Annotated in this window: 17 protein-coding genes; 7 read left to right on the top strand and 10 right to left on the bottom strand. The window is 59.3% G+C overall.

What is annotated here, in order from left to right; genetic code table 11:
- Positions 1-211: 211 nt before the first annotated feature.
- Positions 212-631 (bottom strand): type II toxin-antitoxin system VapC family toxin, encoded by a 420-nt coding sequence (locus AACY02_RS24500; RefSeq protein WP_339434148.1) that lies wholly within the window; start codon positions 629-631, stop codon positions 212-214.
- Complete coding sequence (locus tag AACY02_RS24495; RefSeq protein ID WP_221730516.1) at positions 628-873, bottom strand: FitA-like ribbon-helix-helix domain-containing protein; 246 nt, start codon at positions 871-873, stop codon at positions 628-630. Before AACY02_RS24495 ends, AACY02_RS24500 begins: the two co-directional genes overlap by 4 nt.
- 178 nt (positions 874-1,051) lie before the next feature.
- Here AACY02_RS24495 and gliR point away from each other — a divergent pair, with 178 nt between their 5' ends.
- Together gliR and AACY02_RS24485 are read left to right on the top strand one after the other, a co-directional pair.
- Complete coding sequence (gliR, locus tag AACY02_RS24490) at positions 1,052-2,068, top strand: AraC family transcriptional regulator GliR (RefSeq protein WP_339434147.1); 1,017 nt, start codon at positions 1,052-1,054, stop codon at positions 2,066-2,068.
- A 512-nt stretch (positions 2,069-2,580) separates the two neighbouring features.
- Entirely contained in the window at positions 2,581-2,943 is a 363-nt protein-coding gene (locus AACY02_RS24485; protein WP_339434146.1) for a DUF6124 family protein, read from the top strand.
- 66 nt (positions 2,944-3,009) lie between these two features.
- On the opposite strand, the gene AACY02_RS24480 is transcribed toward AACY02_RS24485, so the two are convergent.
- From AACY02_RS24480 to AACY02_RS24455, 6 genes are all read right to left on the bottom strand, one after another.
- Positions 3,010-3,378, bottom strand: coding sequence for a glyoxalase superfamily protein (locus AACY02_RS24480; protein WP_339434145.1), 369 nt, complete (start codon positions 3,376-3,378; stop codon positions 3,010-3,012).
- Positions 3,379-3,496: 118 nt separating this feature from the next.
- Entirely contained in the window at positions 3,497-4,954 is a 1,458-nt protein-coding gene (locus tag AACY02_RS24475; protein WP_339434144.1) for an N-acyl-D-amino-acid deacylase family protein, read from the bottom strand.
- Position 4,955: 1 nt separating this feature from the next.
- The gene (locus AACY02_RS24470) at positions 4,956-5,816 is read right to left on the bottom strand and encodes a MurR/RpiR family transcriptional regulator (RefSeq protein WP_339434143.1); all 861 of its coding nucleotides are present in this window, start codon (positions 5,814-5,816) and stop codon (positions 4,956-4,958) included.
- Positions 5,817-5,831: 15 nt separating this feature from the next.
- Complete coding sequence (locus AACY02_RS24465) at positions 5,832-7,181, bottom strand: GntP family permease (RefSeq protein ID WP_339434142.1); 1,350 nt, start codon at positions 7,179-7,181, stop codon at positions 5,832-5,834.
- A gap of 273 nt (positions 7,182-7,454) precedes the next feature.
- Positions 7,455-8,366 (bottom strand): LysR family transcriptional regulator, encoded by a 912-nt coding sequence (locus tag AACY02_RS24460; RefSeq protein WP_339434141.1) that lies wholly within the window; start codon positions 8,364-8,366, stop codon positions 7,455-7,457.
- Between the two features lie 60 nt (positions 8,367-8,426).
- The gene (locus tag AACY02_RS24455; protein ID WP_339434140.1) at positions 8,427-9,017 is read right to left on the bottom strand and encodes an NAD(P)H-dependent oxidoreductase; all 591 of its coding nucleotides are present in this window, start codon (positions 9,015-9,017) and stop codon (positions 8,427-8,429) included.
- A 184-nt stretch (positions 9,018-9,201) separates the two neighbouring features.
- On the opposite strand from AACY02_RS24455, the gene AACY02_RS24450 reads away from it, so the two are divergent.
- From AACY02_RS24450 to AACY02_RS24435, 4 genes are all read left to right on the top strand, one after another.
- On the top strand, positions 9,202-9,516 hold the full coding sequence (locus AACY02_RS24450; RefSeq protein WP_339434139.1) for a putative quinol monooxygenase: 315 nt from the start codon (positions 9,202-9,204) through the stop codon (positions 9,514-9,516).
- Between the two features lie 147 nt (positions 9,517-9,663).
- Entirely contained in the window at positions 9,664-10,239 is a 576-nt protein-coding gene (locus AACY02_RS24445) for an NAD(P)H-dependent oxidoreductase (protein ID WP_339434138.1), read from the top strand.
- A gap of 47 nt (positions 10,240-10,286) precedes the next feature.
- Positions 10,287-10,658, top strand: a complete 372-nt coding sequence (locus tag AACY02_RS24440) for a MerR family transcriptional regulator (RefSeq protein ID WP_221730505.1) — start codon at positions 10,287-10,289, stop codon at positions 10,656-10,658.
- 107 nt (positions 10,659-10,765) lie between these two features.
- A complete protein-coding gene (locus AACY02_RS24435; RefSeq protein ID WP_122589396.1) occupies positions 10,766-11,116 on the top strand; it encodes a cupin domain-containing protein in 351 nt (116 codons plus the stop codon).
- Between the two features lie 83 nt (positions 11,117-11,199).
- Here AACY02_RS24435 and mmsB read toward each other — a convergent pair whose 3' ends face one another.
- Together mmsB and AACY02_RS24425 are read right to left on the bottom strand one after the other, a co-directional pair.
- Positions 11,200-12,087, bottom strand: coding sequence for a 3-hydroxyisobutyrate dehydrogenase (gene mmsB / locus AACY02_RS24430; protein WP_339434137.1), 888 nt, complete (start codon positions 12,085-12,087; stop codon positions 11,200-11,202).
- Positions 12,088-12,097: 10 nt separating this feature from the next.
- Positions 12,098-13,624: a CoA-acylating methylmalonate-semialdehyde dehydrogenase gene (locus AACY02_RS24425; RefSeq protein WP_339434136.1), complete on the bottom strand. Its 1,527-nt coding sequence runs from the start codon at positions 13,622-13,624 to the stop codon at positions 12,098-12,100.
- A gap of 149 nt (positions 13,625-13,773) precedes the next feature.
- On the opposite strand from AACY02_RS24425, the gene AACY02_RS24420 reads away from it, so the two are divergent.
- Positions 13,774-14,721, top strand: a complete 948-nt coding sequence (locus AACY02_RS24420; protein ID WP_339434135.1) for a LysR family transcriptional regulator — start codon at positions 13,774-13,776, stop codon at positions 14,719-14,721.
- Positions 14,722-14,742: the final 21 nt, after the last annotated feature.

Below are 14,742 nucleotides of genomic sequence, written 5' to 3'. Positions count from 1 at the left end.
CTACTTGGTCGACAACTGACAATTTAAAAGTCAGCGTGTAATCGCGCTGACTACGTTTTGCGCCCGTATCCATTGCACCCTCCTGATAAGAAGCCAGAAGGTGTAAACCTTATTCAGGACGAGACACGACTAACGAAGAAGCCCGCAACCCCATCAAATCGATGTGATAGCGGGCTTTTTTGTGGGCGCTGTTGAACAGCAACAGAAGCCGTCAGCTCACCCACGGATCAATGATTTCAACACCACTTGACTCAAAACCCTTCACATTACGAGTGGCAATGGATGCGCCATGCGCTCGGCAGATCGCGGCTATTTGCGCGTCAGCCATCGACACCGCGCGGCCCTTTGCTTCGCAATCAGCAACCAATGTTGCGCACTCAATGGCGGCATGAGCATCGAACGGCAAAATGCGCCCGGCAAAGTCCTCTTCGAACATGGCCATGGCATGCGCCTCAAGTTTTTGTTTGCGCTTGCCAGAGGGCAAGCGCGCGATGCCGTGAAGTATTTCGGCCACGGTGACAGCGCTGATTGCCAGATCCATCGCCGGCTGCGCATCCACCCAGGCAAGCACCCGGGTTGCAGGCTCGAGGCGCATAAACTCTGAAAGCACGTTGGTATCGAGCACTATCATTCAGAAAAATCCACGCCGGTGGCTTTATCTGAACGCGCGGGTAGATCCAGCTCCACGGCCCCCACATCGCTGAACCTGTTGCGAATCCGACTGCCAAGCCCACCCGCGCGATCAACCGTCGCCAAGGCTCTGCCCAGAATCAGGCGTGCCTCTTCTTCCATGGAATGTCCGTTATGCGCCGCAGTAATGCGCAACTGCTCCTTGAGCTTCTCATCAAGGTTTCGGATTGTGATGCTGGCCATGACGCCTCCTGCAATCAATGAAATCATTGATTGCAGGCTAACACATCCCGCCTTGCTGAGATTTGGCAATCTTCCCAGTGGCAATTACACCCTCAGCGCATTCCACGTCTGCAATTTACTTCAGCCATGCTTTCAAACTACCTTTCAGGGCATTCATTCGCTCATGCAGGCTTTGATCATGCCATCGCTCGGCTTCACCTCCGTTCCGCCCCTGCTCAAATACCTGCGCCATGCCGAGCGACTGGGCATGGCCATTGAGCCGGCATTGGCGGCGGCCGGGTTGCAGGCGCAGCAGTTGAGCGACAACAGCCTGCGCCTGCCGGGTGAGGCGCATGAAAAACTGCTCGATTATTTCTGCGAACAGTCGGGCGATCCGTTGTTTGGGCTCAACGCGGCAACGTTCGTGCTACCCAACTCGTGGAGCGTGCTGGGTTACATCACCATGAACTGTGCGACGCTGGACGATGCCATGAGCCGCATCATGCCGTTCGAGAAACTGGTCGGCGACATGGGCGTGAGTCGCACCGAAGTGCAGGACGGCCATGTGCACCTGATCTGGACTTGCCGCTATCAGCGCCCGCAGATTCGCCGGCATCTGGTGGAAAACGTGCTCGGTTCGTGGCTGCACTATGCGCGCTGGATTGCTGATACGCCGATGTCGCCCGCCGCTGTCTGGCTGGAACATTCGCGCCCTGCCGAGGCCACGTTGGTGCAGTACGAAGCGTTTTTCGGTTGCCCGGTTTTGTTCGATCAGGCTTATTCAGCGTTGATCGTGCCGTTGGCGTATCTGCAATTGCCGTTGCGCCAGGCCGATGCGCAATTGCTGCGCACGCTGGAAGAACATGCGATGGGGTTGATGGCGACGCTGGAGGATGCGTCGCTGGCGCTACGCGTGAAAACCATCCTGCGCCAATTGCTCAAGGAAGGTCTGCCGCGCAAGGAGCAAGTGGCCGAGCAGTTGGCCGTGTCGGCGCGTACGCTGCAACGTCAACTGCAACAGGCCGGCACCTCGTATCAGCAGATTCTCGATGACCTGCGTCAGGAACTGGCTGAGCATTACTTGCTCAACAGCAACCTGCCGATTCAGGACATTGCGCAGTATTTGGGTTTTACCGAACCGCGTTCGTTTCACCGCACGTTCAAGCGTCGACGGGGGATGCCGCCGGGGGAGTTTCGGCAGATGCATCGGGGCTGACTGTGCGGACCTCTTCGCGAGCAAGCCCCCACAGGGGCTCTATGCCGTACACAAAATCTGTGTCCACTGACGATCCAGTGTGGGAGCGGGCTTGCTCGCGAAGGCGTCAGTCGCAGCACCGAAATCCGACAGGCAAATCCTTGATCTCTGTAGTGCAATAAACCCTTCGCAGCGCACCTGTTTAAAGACATCAGGTGTTACGCCCGACAGCCTACAAATCCTTGCGCCGCTGCCTACGCCTGCGCCAGAATCCGCCGGCTTGTGCGCCCCGGAGCCCATCGGTAACTTGAGTCCGTCACTGATTTCCAGTGATCGGGTTTAGTAGCCCGTGGTGTTTGGGGCGTATAGCTCATCAGTTGATCAGGTCTTTTGCCTGAACTTTATGGTGGCTGTGCGCAGGGCGCCTTCGGGCGCGCCGGTTTCCCAGATCCCCGGTCTACTAACCTGCGCACAGCTGCCTCCTATTCTTTTAGTAGAGAAGCGGTGGTTAGCCCTCAATGAGGATCTGGTAAATGTTCAAAGTAACGCCCAACCCGCCGGTCACCGACACGGTCTCCCCCTACGAATCGCCCGATTCAAAGAAATTCCACGAAGCCGCCGAGCGCGCCCTCGACCATTACCTCAAACCCGCCGACCAAATCATGGCCGCGCCGTACAAACCCAACGCGCTGTACATGGCGCACCCCGAGGCCGACACCGAATCCCTGCTGGCCGATGCCAGTGAAACCCTCGGTTCGGCCACGGTCATGATCAACAACCATGTGGCGCTGGTTGAAGGCACGCACCGCAAGACACTGCAAGGTATTGCTCAAGTGGTGATGCTGGCCGAATTGGCCGTCAATCGCGTGTTGGACACGTTAGTGCCGACTGAGTAACGAAAAAGCCCGCAGTCAAACCCTCACGGTTTGGCTGCGGGCTTTTCTGTGCAGCTTAAAACGGTTTCAAACACTGATCGCGTTGGTAAACACCAGCCGATTGCCAAACGGGTCGACAATGGTCATGTCCTGACTGCCCCACGGCATGGCCTGGATCTGTGGGTGCGAGAATTTGTAATCCCTGGCCAGCAGTTGCTGCTGAAACGCCTCCAGCTCATCCGTTTCAATCCGCAGCGCCGAACCCGGCGTCGCATCACCATGATGCTCGGACAGATGCAGCACGCACTCCCCCCGCGACACTTGCAGATACAACGGGAAATTCGCTTCGAAACGATGCTGCCAGTCGATCTTGAAACCGAGAAAGTCGACGTAGAACTCTACGGCTTTGGCTTCATCGAAAATACGCAGGATCGGAGTGGTTTTGCCGAAGCTCATGGGGGGCTCCCTGACTGATTGGCCCAAAAGTGTAGCGGGGCTGAATGTCAGCACTTCGGCTTGTGGATGGCTTTCTTTAGTCGCAATGTGCCACTGCTGTGACGCACTGCGCGAAACGTCAACGAAAGCCGTCACGCAAATCGCCCTGACGGGCAAGAAAACGCCCTTCCCTTCGCCCATTCGCCTGCCCATCGCAATAACTCAAAACACCGTTGATCCACACCCCGTCAATCCCTTGCGCCGGCCGTTGCGGGTCGCTGAAATCCGCCACGTCACGCACCGTTGCCGGATCGAACAACACCAGATCGGCCCAGTAGCCTTGCCGAATCTCGCCCCTGCCCTTCAAACCGAATCGGGCCGCCGACAGACCGGTCATTTTGTGCACCGCTGTGTGTAAGGGAAACAACCCGACGTCACGACTGAAATGTCCCAACACCCGTGGGAAAGCGCCCCACAAACGCGGATGCGGGAACGGGTCTTCCGGCAGTCCGTCAGACCCCACCATCGACAACGGATGCGCGAGGATTCTTCGTACATCGGCCTCGTCCATGCCGTAGTACACCGCCCCCGCCGGTTGCAGGCGTTTGGCGGCGTCGAGCAGCGGCACGTTCCATTGCGCGGCGATGTCGATCAGGTCGCGGCCGCTGACCTCCGGATGCGGCGTCGACCAGGTGATGGTGATGCGGTGGGCGTCGGTGACCTGTTTGAGATCCAGCGTCGATGAACTCGCCGCATACGGATAACAATCGCAGCCGACCGGGTGAGTGTTTGCCGCGTCTTCAAGAGCGGCCAACAACTGCGGACTGCGCCCCCAGTTACCGACACCGGCGCACTTGAGGTGGGAAATGATCACCGGCGAGCGGGCATGACGACCGATTTGAAACGCCTCGTCCATCGCCTCCAGCACTGGGGCGAATTCGCTGCGCAGGTGGGTGGTGTAAACGGCGCCGAATGCCGTGAGTTCTTCGCTCAGTTGCATCACTTCATCGGTGCAGGCGTTGTAGGCGCTGGCGTACGCCAAGCCTGTGGATAAACCCAGCGCACCGGCCTCAAGACTTTCGCGCAACTGCTCACGCATGGCGCTGATTTCGTCAGCCGTTGCGGTGCGGAACAAGTCATCAAGATGATTGCTGCGCAGCGCTGTGTGGCCGATCAGTGCGGCGACATTGAGCGTGGTGTTGGCCGCTTCGACCGCTGCGCGATAGTCGCTGAAACGTGGATAAACGAACGCCGCTGCCGTGCCGAGCAGGTTCATCGGATCGGGTGGATTGCCTTTCAACGTCACCGGCGAGGCGCTGATCCCGCAGTTACCGACAATCACCGTGGTCACGCCTTGGCTGAGCTTGGGCAGCATTTCTGGCTGGCGGATGACCACGGTGTCGTCGTGGGTGTGCACGTCGATAAACCCCGGTGCCAGCACGCGGCCGGCAGCGTCGACTTGTTCGTTCGCGGTGGCGTCGTGCAAGTCGCCGATCTGCTCGATGCGACCATTGACAATCGCCACGTCGGCACTGTAACCGGGGCGGTTGCTGCCATCGATGATCAGGGCGTTACGAATCAACGTGTCGTACAGCATGTCAGTCTCCCAGCGGCAGGTGATCATCGCCGCCACGGTATTCGTCGAGGGCGAGTTTGATCCGCCGCAGACGTTCTTGATTGTCTTGAGGATTGGCCAGCGCCAACTCGGTGGCAAGCACGTCGATGGCCAGCAACATGCCGTAGCGCGCTGCCGTCGGTTTGTAGATGAACGAGGTTTCCGCGCTTTGCAGCGGCAGAACGAGGTCGGCCCGTTCGGCCAGCGGCGAATCGGCGCGGGTGATGGCCAGAATGCGTGCGCCGTAGTTGCGCGCCAGTTCGACGGTTTCCAGTAGTTCCGGGGTAATTCCGGTCAATGAGCAGACGATGACGACTTGCTCGGCGCTCAGGCTGGCGGCGGTCAAACGCATCATCACTGCGTCATGACACACCGCAATCGGATAGCCGAGGCGCACCAGGCGCACCTGCAATTCATCGCTGCACAGGGTCGAGCAGCCGCCCATGCCGAACGCGTGAATCATGCGTGCCTGGCTGAGCATTTTCACCGCGTCGGCAAATCGCGATTCGTCGAAGGCCGCCAGATGCTGGCGCAGCGTGGTTTCGATATCGCCAACAATCTGCCCGTAGAACGCCGACTGCTCAGGCGTGCCGGCCGGGTCGAGAAAACGGCTGCCAACGCCGCTGGCCTGGGCCAGTTGCAGGCGCAGATCACGCAAATCGCGACAGCCGACCGTGCGCGCAAACCGCGACAGTGTGGCGGTGCTGACGTCGGCCCGTTGCGCCAGCTCTTCGAGGCTGGCGGAGGCGGCAAAGCCGACGTCGTCTAGCATCAGCCGGGCAATGCGCCCTTCACCGGCGCTGAAGGAATCCTGACGGGCGCGGATCTGGTAGAGGATGTCCATGACGGCGGGCTCCGGTTACAGCACGTAAGAAAGGCCGACGGTCAGACCGAAAGCAACCAGCGAGATCAAGGTCTCAAGCACGGTCCAGGTCTTGAACGTCTGCGCGACCGTCATGTTGAAGTATTCCTTGATCAACCAGAAGCCGCCGTCGTTGACGTGGGAAAAGATCACCGACCCGGCACCGGTCGCCAGCACCAACAGTTCAGGGTGTGGATAACCCAGACCGATGGCGACTGGCGCAACCACGCCCGAAGCGGTGGTCATCGCCACCGTGGCCGATCCTGTTGCCACGCGCATCAACGCCGCAAACAGCCAGCCCATCATCAGCGGCGACAGATGAAATTCGTGAGCGAGGCCAACGATCTGATCGGTCACACCGGCATCGACCAGAATCCGGTTCAAGCCACCGCCCGCACCGACCAGCAAGGTGATACTGGCCGTCGGCGCCAAACATTCATTGGTGAACTTGAGGATCGATTCGCGGTTGAAACCCTGGGCGATGCCCAACGTCCAGAAACTCAGCAAGGTCGCCAGCAGCAGCGCAATCACCGAGTTGCCGATAAACAACAGGAACTGATTGAAGCCGCTGCCCGGTGTGGAAATCAGGTTGGCCCAACCGCCGATCAGCATCAGCACCACCGGCAACAGGATGGTCGCCAGGGTAATGCCGAACCCTGGCAGGTTGTCGCGCGGTTCGCGGTCGAGGAATTGTTTTTCCAGCGGGTTATCCGCCGGTAATTGAATGCGCGGCACGATGAATTTGGCGTAGAGCGGCCCTGCGATGATTGCCGTCGGTATGCCGATCGCAATCGCATACAGCAGCGTCTGCCCGACCGACGCTTGATAGGCCTGCACCGCCAGCATCGCTGCCGGGTGCGGCGGTACCAGCGCGTGCACAACCGACAGACCGGCGACCATTGGCAGGCCGACCATCAAAATCGACACACCGACGCGCCGCGCCACGGTGAACGCAATTGGCACCAGCAAGACAAAACCGACCTCAAAGAACAGCGGTAAGCCGACCAGAAACGCGATGCACACCATGGCCCAGTGCGCGTTCTTTTCACCAAATTTGTCGATCAACGTGCGCGCCATCTGCTCGGCGCCGCCGGACTCGGCCATCATTTTGCCGAGCATCGTCCCCAACGCCACCACCAGCGCAATATGCCCCAGCGTCTTGCCCACCCCGGCCTCATACGCGCCCACCACGCCGGACGGCGGCATACCCGCGACCAGCGCCAGGCCGATGGAAATCAGGGTGATGACAATGAACGGGTTGAGCCGGTAACGGGCGATCAGCACGATCAGAGCAATGATGGCGACGGCGGCGTAGACCAGCAGCCAATAGCCGAAGGAAGGCGTCATGCGGTACTCCTCGAAAGGGTCACGTTCGAATGGGTTGTGAAACTCATAAATCATTTCGAGATCGAGTTTTCAAACGCCATGAAAGTTATTTTCGTGGAGAGGTAAGACCTGTCGCGGATGAACAGGCCGTGTCGCGATTATTGAAAATCGCGGGGTGGGATTTACATCGTTACGGGGTTAACACAAAACCCTGTGGGAGTGGGCTTGCTCACGAAGGCGGTGTGTCAGGCGACAGCAACGGTGGGGGCCGGGCTTGCTTGTCGCGCACCCCATTCAGCCTTTGAAATCGGCGCTGGCGTAGGCGGCGAGTTTGCTCTGGATGAAGTCGAGGAAGCACTGAATGCGCAGCGCCAGTTGCGAGTTACGGTAATACACGGCGTTGATCGGCTGGCGATAACCGCTGTTGAACTCGGCCAGCACCACGTTCAGGCGCCCGGCGCGAATGTCATCGATGGTCATGAAGTGCGACAGGCACGCGATGCCCTGCCCTTCCAGCGCCAGTTGCCGCACGGTCTCGCCACTGGAGGCGCTGATCGCCGGGGTGATCGGCCAGCGGTCGCCGTGCACATAACGCAACGGCCACTGATTGAGGCCCTCGTTCTGAGTAAAACCGAGCAAGGTGTGTTCGCTCAGATCGGCCACTTGCAGCGGCGTGCCGTGCTTTTCGAGATAGGCGGGACTGGCGACGATCAACAGCGGACTGCATCCGAGCGAACGCGCATGCAGCGTCGAGTCGGCAAGGGTGCCGATGCGGATGGCGATGTCGGTGCTCTGTTCCAGCAGGTCAATGATCAGGTCATTGCTGTTGAGTTCGAGCTGGATGTCGGGGTAGAGCCGGCGGAATTCGTCGATGTACGGTACGACGGCGTGGAGCATGAACGGCGACGCGGCGTTGATCCGCAGGCGTCCGGACGGCGTTTGCTGGCGAGAGGACAGACGTTCTTCGAGCGCGTCCATCTGATCGAGAATCAGCTTGGCGTGCTCGAAGAAATACTTGCCCTCTTCGGTCAGGTCCATGCGCCGCGTGGTGCGGTTGATCAGCGTGGTGTCGAGCTTGGCTTCCAGCCGCGACAGGGTGCGGCTGACCGCCGACGGCGTTTGCCCGACCTGCTCGGCGGCGGCGGAAATCGAGCCGCATTCGATCACGCAGACGAAAATCTGCAACTCATCGGATCTGGCTTTCACGGGTGTCCTCGGATCGATTGGCCTGCACCGCAGGTTCAGGCCTTCGATAGTAGCCGAGCATCAAGCCTTGAGGCCAAACACCTCGGTCAAATGCTGCTCATAACGCGCCACATCGTTTTCGATGTTCGGGCGTTTCATCACGTCAACGCAGAGGAAGGTCGGCAGGCCGGTCATGCCCAAAAACTCGTTGGCCTTGTGGAACGGGAAGTACACCGCGTCCACGCCTTTGGCTTCAAAGAAGTCGCTCGGGTCGTCAAAGGCTTGCTGTGGCGCGTTCCAGGTCAGCGACAACATGTATTGCTTGCCCTGAATCAGCCCACCGCTGCCGTACTTCTGCGACGCGTCGGAACGGGTGCGGCCATCACTGGCGTACAGGCTGCCGTGGCCTTCGGTGAAGACTTCGTCGAGGTACTTTTTCACCGTCCACGGCGCGCCCATCCACCAACCCGGCATCTGATAAATGATCACGTCGGCCCAAAGGAATTTGGCCACTTCTGCGGCAACGTCGTAACCCTCGTCGATGAAGGTGGTTTTGACATCCATACCGCCACGATCCAGCACGCTCAGCGCCGTTTCATGCAGGGTGGTGTTGTAGCGACCGTCAGAGTGGGCGAATTTTTTACCGCCATTGAGCAACAGAACTTTTTTCATGAGAAAGCCTCGGCGCAGCCATTGGGCTGGATGGAGAAGGAAAATTGAATGGCGGCAGATTAACCATCCCTCTTGCGCGGAATAAGCCGGGATGGCGCAAAATACATTTGAGTAAAACGCATGAATCGATATCTGATTGTTGCCATAGCATTCACAGCCATCTGAATTGGAGGAGTCGTTTCTGATGAGTGAACGCCGGGGTTTCATCCTGCACGCCAAGACCCGCCCAGAGAAAGCCGAGGCTTTCGAAACGCTGTTTCGCGCCTACGTCGAGCCAAGCCGCGCTGAGCCGGGCTGCATCGAATACCACATGCTGCGCGACAAAGAAGATCCGACGCTGTTCATCTTTTACGAGGTCTGGGAGTCCCAGGCGCATCTCGATGTGCATTCGACGCTGCCGCACATGAAGACGTTTTACGCCGAGCGCATGGACTATCTGGAGCGCGATTTCGATATCCGTCTGATCGACATGCTCAGCGAAGCATCGGCTAACCGCTGATCAGCAAGTGGGCGCGGCGCCGCTTGATGGTGCGCGCCCGGGAGTTCAGCGCCCGGCCCAATTACGCCAACGCCTTGCTGCGCGCCTTGACTCTCCCCTAAGGGGCAGACTTCATCCTTGGCTTTTTCATCAGCAAGGACGATGACGATGGGCAAACGTATTCTGTTGATTCTCGGGCATCCTTCGGCGAACAGCTTGTGCGCCGCACTCGCCGAAAGTTATGCACAATCGGCACTCGATGCCGGACACGAAGTTCGCCAGTTGCGACTTGGTGAAATGAACTTCGATCCGGTGTTACGCCAGGGCTATCAACAGATTCAAGCGCTGGAAGATGACTTGAGTGCGGCACAGTCCGACATCCTCTGGGCCGAGCATCTGACGCTGGTTTACCCGATCTGGTGGGGCGGCATACCGGCGCTGCTCAAAGGTTTTTTTGATCGGGTGTTGTTGCCGGGTTTCGCCTTCAAATACCGCAAAGGCAAAGCGTTCCCAGACAAATTGCTGAAAGGCCGCACCGCGGATTTGCTGGTGACCATGGACACGCCGCCCTGGTATTACCGCTGGGTCTATCGCATGCCCGCCTTGCATGAAGTACGCAAGAGCACCCTAGCGTTCTGCGGAATAAAACCACTGCGCACGCTCACGTTCGGCCCGGTGCTGGGCTCAAGCGCTCAGCAGCGACAGGCGTGGTTGCTACAGGCGCAGGCTATCGTCAGTCGTTGAGTCTGGCGATAATCACTGAGGCAAAGCCAAGGTAAAAAGGACTGTTCATGTACATCAGCGAAGCCGCTCAACGCGCCAGCTCCACGGTCAAAACCATCCGCCATTACGAGGCTATTGGATTGCTGCCCCCACCTCGACGACAGGGCAAATATCGCGTCTACGATCAGCAAAGCGTCGAACTGCTGGGTTTTATAAAGTGTGCGAAGGAGATGGGCTTCAAACTTATGGAGCTGCAGAAAATTTTCGCAGGCCATCACGGTGAGTCGATGCCTTGGGCTTTGGCACAGCAGGCCATCGAAGACAAAAAACGCGAGATCAGCGACCAGATCGCCAAACTTTCTCGACAGCACGCGCAGTTGGTGGCATTTGACGCGAACCTGCAACAGGCCCGAGAGCAATGCCCGCTGGAAAATCTGTAAGTGTTGGCGCGTTTCTGAGCAGCTCGATGTCGAGCACAGACAACTGAGCGGCGAGCCGGCGCTATAGGGTGCGACTTCATTCCTCATGTCCACCGCCCGGAGTCCTCATGACCGCGACCGCCCCTATCACCGTTCTGCGCGACACCCACCCGCTGCCGGTACTCGACGCCTGCAAATGGGAAAAACTCGAAGGCGACCCGCACACCGTCAACCTCAATGCTTACACCAGCGAAGACGGCAGCAAGATCATGGGCACCTGGATCTGCACGCCGGGCAAGTGGCGCGTTGAATACGTGAAGTGGGAGTACTGCCATTTTCAGGAAGGCTACTGCGTGATCACCCCGGACGGCATGGCGCCGATTCATCTGCGCGCCGGCGATATTTTCGTGGTTGAACCGGGCATGAAAGGCACTTGGGAAGTGGTCGAGACCGTGCGCAAATATTTCGTGTTCGCCTGATGAAAAAAAACCGGGAAATCACCCGACGTGATTTCCCGGCAACACTGACTGCACGTTGATTGCCCCTACATCGGCGGCGATTGCTATTGCGGTTTGCGATAGCTGTTGATGATCGCCGAGAAGTCTTTCCCGCCGTCCCCCCGCTGGCTCATCGCTTGATACAACTGCTGCGCCACCGCGCCGAGCACCACCGGTTGGTGTGCCTGACGCGCAGCTTCAGTCGCCAGCCCCAGATCCTTGAGCATCAGTTCGGCACCGAAGCCGCCGGTATAACCGCGCGAGGCCGGTGCCGTTTCGACGATGCCAGGCCACGGGTTATACATTTCCGAACTCCAGCAGCGACCAGTCGAACTGTTGATGATCCCGGCCAGCACCGAGGTGTCGATCCCCAGTGCATCGCCCAATGCCATGGCTTCACTGACGCCAACCATCGAGATCGCCAGCAGCAGGTTGTTGCAGATCTTGGCGATCTGCCCGGTGCCGACTTCACCGCAATGCACGATGTTGCGGCCCATCTGCGCCAGCACCGGTTGCAAAGTCGCAAACAGTTCCGGCGTTGCACCGACCATGAAAGTCAACGTCCCGGCGGTGGCGCCGCCCGTGCCGCCGGAAACCGGTGCGTCCGCCATGGCCACACCTTGCTTGGCAGCGGCCGCCGCCACATCGCGAGCGGTCTGCGGATCGATGGTGCTGCAATCCACTGCCGGCACGCCTTTGCCGATACCGGCCAACACGCCGTCCTCTCCCAACCAGACACTGCGCACATGCACTGCCGCCGGGAGCATGGTGATCACCAGTTCTGCATCTTCAGCGGCTTCGCGCGCCGAGGCACGAATGGTGCCGCCCAGTTGTTCCAGTTCTGCCAGCACGGTTTTGTTCAGATCGACCAGACTCAGTGAATGGCCGGCCTTGATCAGGTTGCGCGCCATCGGTGCGCCCATGTTGCCCAGACCGATAAATGCGATTTTCATGGCTCGTTCCTCAGCGCAGGTTGATGGTGGTGTTCACGCCGTCATTGACGCTGTCGTCATCGAACCAGCGCGCCGTGACCGTTTTGGTCTGCGTGTAGAACTGCACCACTTGCTTGCCATACGGGCCGAGGTCGCCGAGTTTCGAACCACGGGAACCGGTGAAGCTGAAGAACGGCACCGGCACCGGAATCGGGATGTTGATGCCGACCTGACCGACGTCGATTTCCGTCTGGAACTTGCGCGCCGCCGCACCACTCTGGGTGAACAGGCCCGTGCCGTTGCCGAACGGGTTGGCGTTGACCAGCGCGATGGCCTGGTCGAGGGTGTCGACTTCCAGCACCACCAGCACTGGGCCGAAGATTTCCTGGGTGTAGATCTGCATGTCGGTGGTCACCCCGGAGAACAGGGTCGGGCCGACGAAGTTGCCTTGCTCGTAACCCGGCACGCTGATATCGCGACCGTCCAGCTCAAGCTTGGCGCCCTCCTTGATGCCGCTTTCGATCAGGTCGAGGATCCGCGCCTTGGCTTTCTTCGAGATCACCGGGCCGACATCGGTGCCCGGCTCGCTGCCGGCGTTGACCTTGAGCTTCTGCGCCAGGGCTTTGAGATCCGGCAGCCATTGTCTGGCCGCACCCACCAGCACGACCACCGAAGTCGCCATGCAACGTTGCCCGGCTGCGCCAAAACCGGCACCGACCAGTGCATTGAGGGCCTGCTCGCGATTCGCATCGGGCAACACCACGGCGTGGTTCTTCGCGCCCATCATCGACTGCACGCGTTTGCCATGTTTGCCGGCCAAGTCGTAAACGTGAGTGCCAACAGCGGTCGAACCGACGAAGGACACGGCTTTGATGTCTTTGTGCGTGCACAGGCCATCAACCACGTCTTTACCGCCATGCACCACGTTGAGCACGCCTGCCGGGACACCGGCCTCAATCGCCAATTCCACCAGCAGCAGGGTCGACAGCGGATCCTGCTCCGAAGGCTTGAGCACGAAGGTGTTGCCGCAGGCGATGGCCATCGGGAACATCCACAACGGAATCATCGCCGGAAAGTTGAACGGCGTGATGCCGGCGCAAACGCCGATCGGCTGACGCAGGGTGTAAGTATCAACGCCACCGGCAACGTTCTCGGCGAATTCGCCCATTTGCAGCGTGCCGATTGAGCAAGCGTGCTCGACCACTTCCAGGCCACGGAAAATATCGCCCTCGGCGTCGGCAATGGTTTTGCCCTGCTCGGCGCTCAGCACCAAGGCAATGCGCTTGGAATGCTCGCGGATCAGCGCTTGCAGCTTGAGCATGATGCGCATACGCGCGCCGATCGGGGTCAGCTTCCAGGTCTGGAAGGCGCGTTGCGCGGCGCTGACAGCGGCGTCGACTTCAGCGGCGGTGGCGAACGGAACTTTGGCCAGCACTTGCTGGGTCGCCGGATTGACGATGTCGTGCCATTCGGTGGACTGCGACTCGACCCACTCGCCGTCAATCAGCAGCTTGACCTTCTGCAGCGTGGTGTCGTTGGGCGTAAGCGATGCGTTCATGCTGGTCTCCAGAACTTGTTCTTATCGTAGGAGCCAAGGCGAAGGGTTCGCCTTGAGATGAGGCGTGTGTCACGAATTGGTTGTCGGACGGTTTTTGGAGTATAGATGTGCAAACTTCTAATAAGAACGCACATATAAGCCCGTCCATCATGCAAAAAAACATCACCTCACTAGGTTCACTGAACTGGGACGACCTCAAGTTTTTCCTCGAAGTCGCCCGCACCCGCAAGGCCAGCACCGCCGCCAAACGGCTCGCCGTCGACTACACCACGGTGTCGCGGCGGATCAGTTCGCTGGAGGCGGCGCTCGGTACGCTGCTGTTCGAAAAGTCACGCACCAGCGGCTTTGTCCTGACCACCGAAGGCCAGCGTTTGCTCGGCTATGCCGAGTCGATTGAAAGCACATTGCACATGGCCTGCGAGCAGGTGTCAGGCTCCGGCGTGGCGCTGTCCGGGCATGTGCGGATGGGCTGCACCGAAGGGTTTGGCAGCTTTTTCATCACGCCGCAGTTGAGCCACTTCGTCGACGCCTACCCGGCGATCTCGGTGGACATCCTGCCCCTGCCGCACTTCATCAGCCTGTCCAAACGCGAAGCCGACATTGTCATTGCCCTGGAACGCCCGGAACACGGGCCATACGTGTGCTGCAAACTCTGCGACTACCGCTTGCAGTTGTACGCAACACAGGACTATCTGGACCAACACCCACCCATCCGCCGCTCGGCCGATCTGAGTAAGCATCAATTCATCAGTTATGTGGATGATCTGGCGTTCAGCTCGGAGCTGTTGTACCTGGCGAACGTGCTGCCAGGCGCCAGCGCAAACCTGCGCAGCACCAGCGTGATCGCGCAATACGTCGCAGCGCAGCAGGGGCGCTCACTGGCAATTCTGCCGTGCTTCCTCGCCGCACAGGACCCGCGCCTGCTGCCAGTGTTGCCGGAGGAAATCGACATCACCCGACAGTTCTGGATGTACTGCCGTGAGGACCTGCGCAAGTTGAAGCGGATCACCCTGTTGTGGGATTACATCCGTGAGGTGACCGAGCGTAATCAGGGTCTGTTGATGGGGCAGACTCGGGAGATGCGGTTTGCTGACTGACAGGCTTTCAAGGAATCAGGT

Origin of the sequence: Pseudomonas sp. EA_65y_Pfl2_P78 (assembly GCF_963970495.1) — a bacterium.
GTDB lineage: Bacteria > Pseudomonadota > Gammaproteobacteria > Pseudomonadales > Pseudomonadaceae > Aquipseudomonas > Aquipseudomonas baetica_A.
Note: the sequence above shows the minus strand (reverse complement) of the source record. Positions and strands in the feature narration are given on the sequence as shown.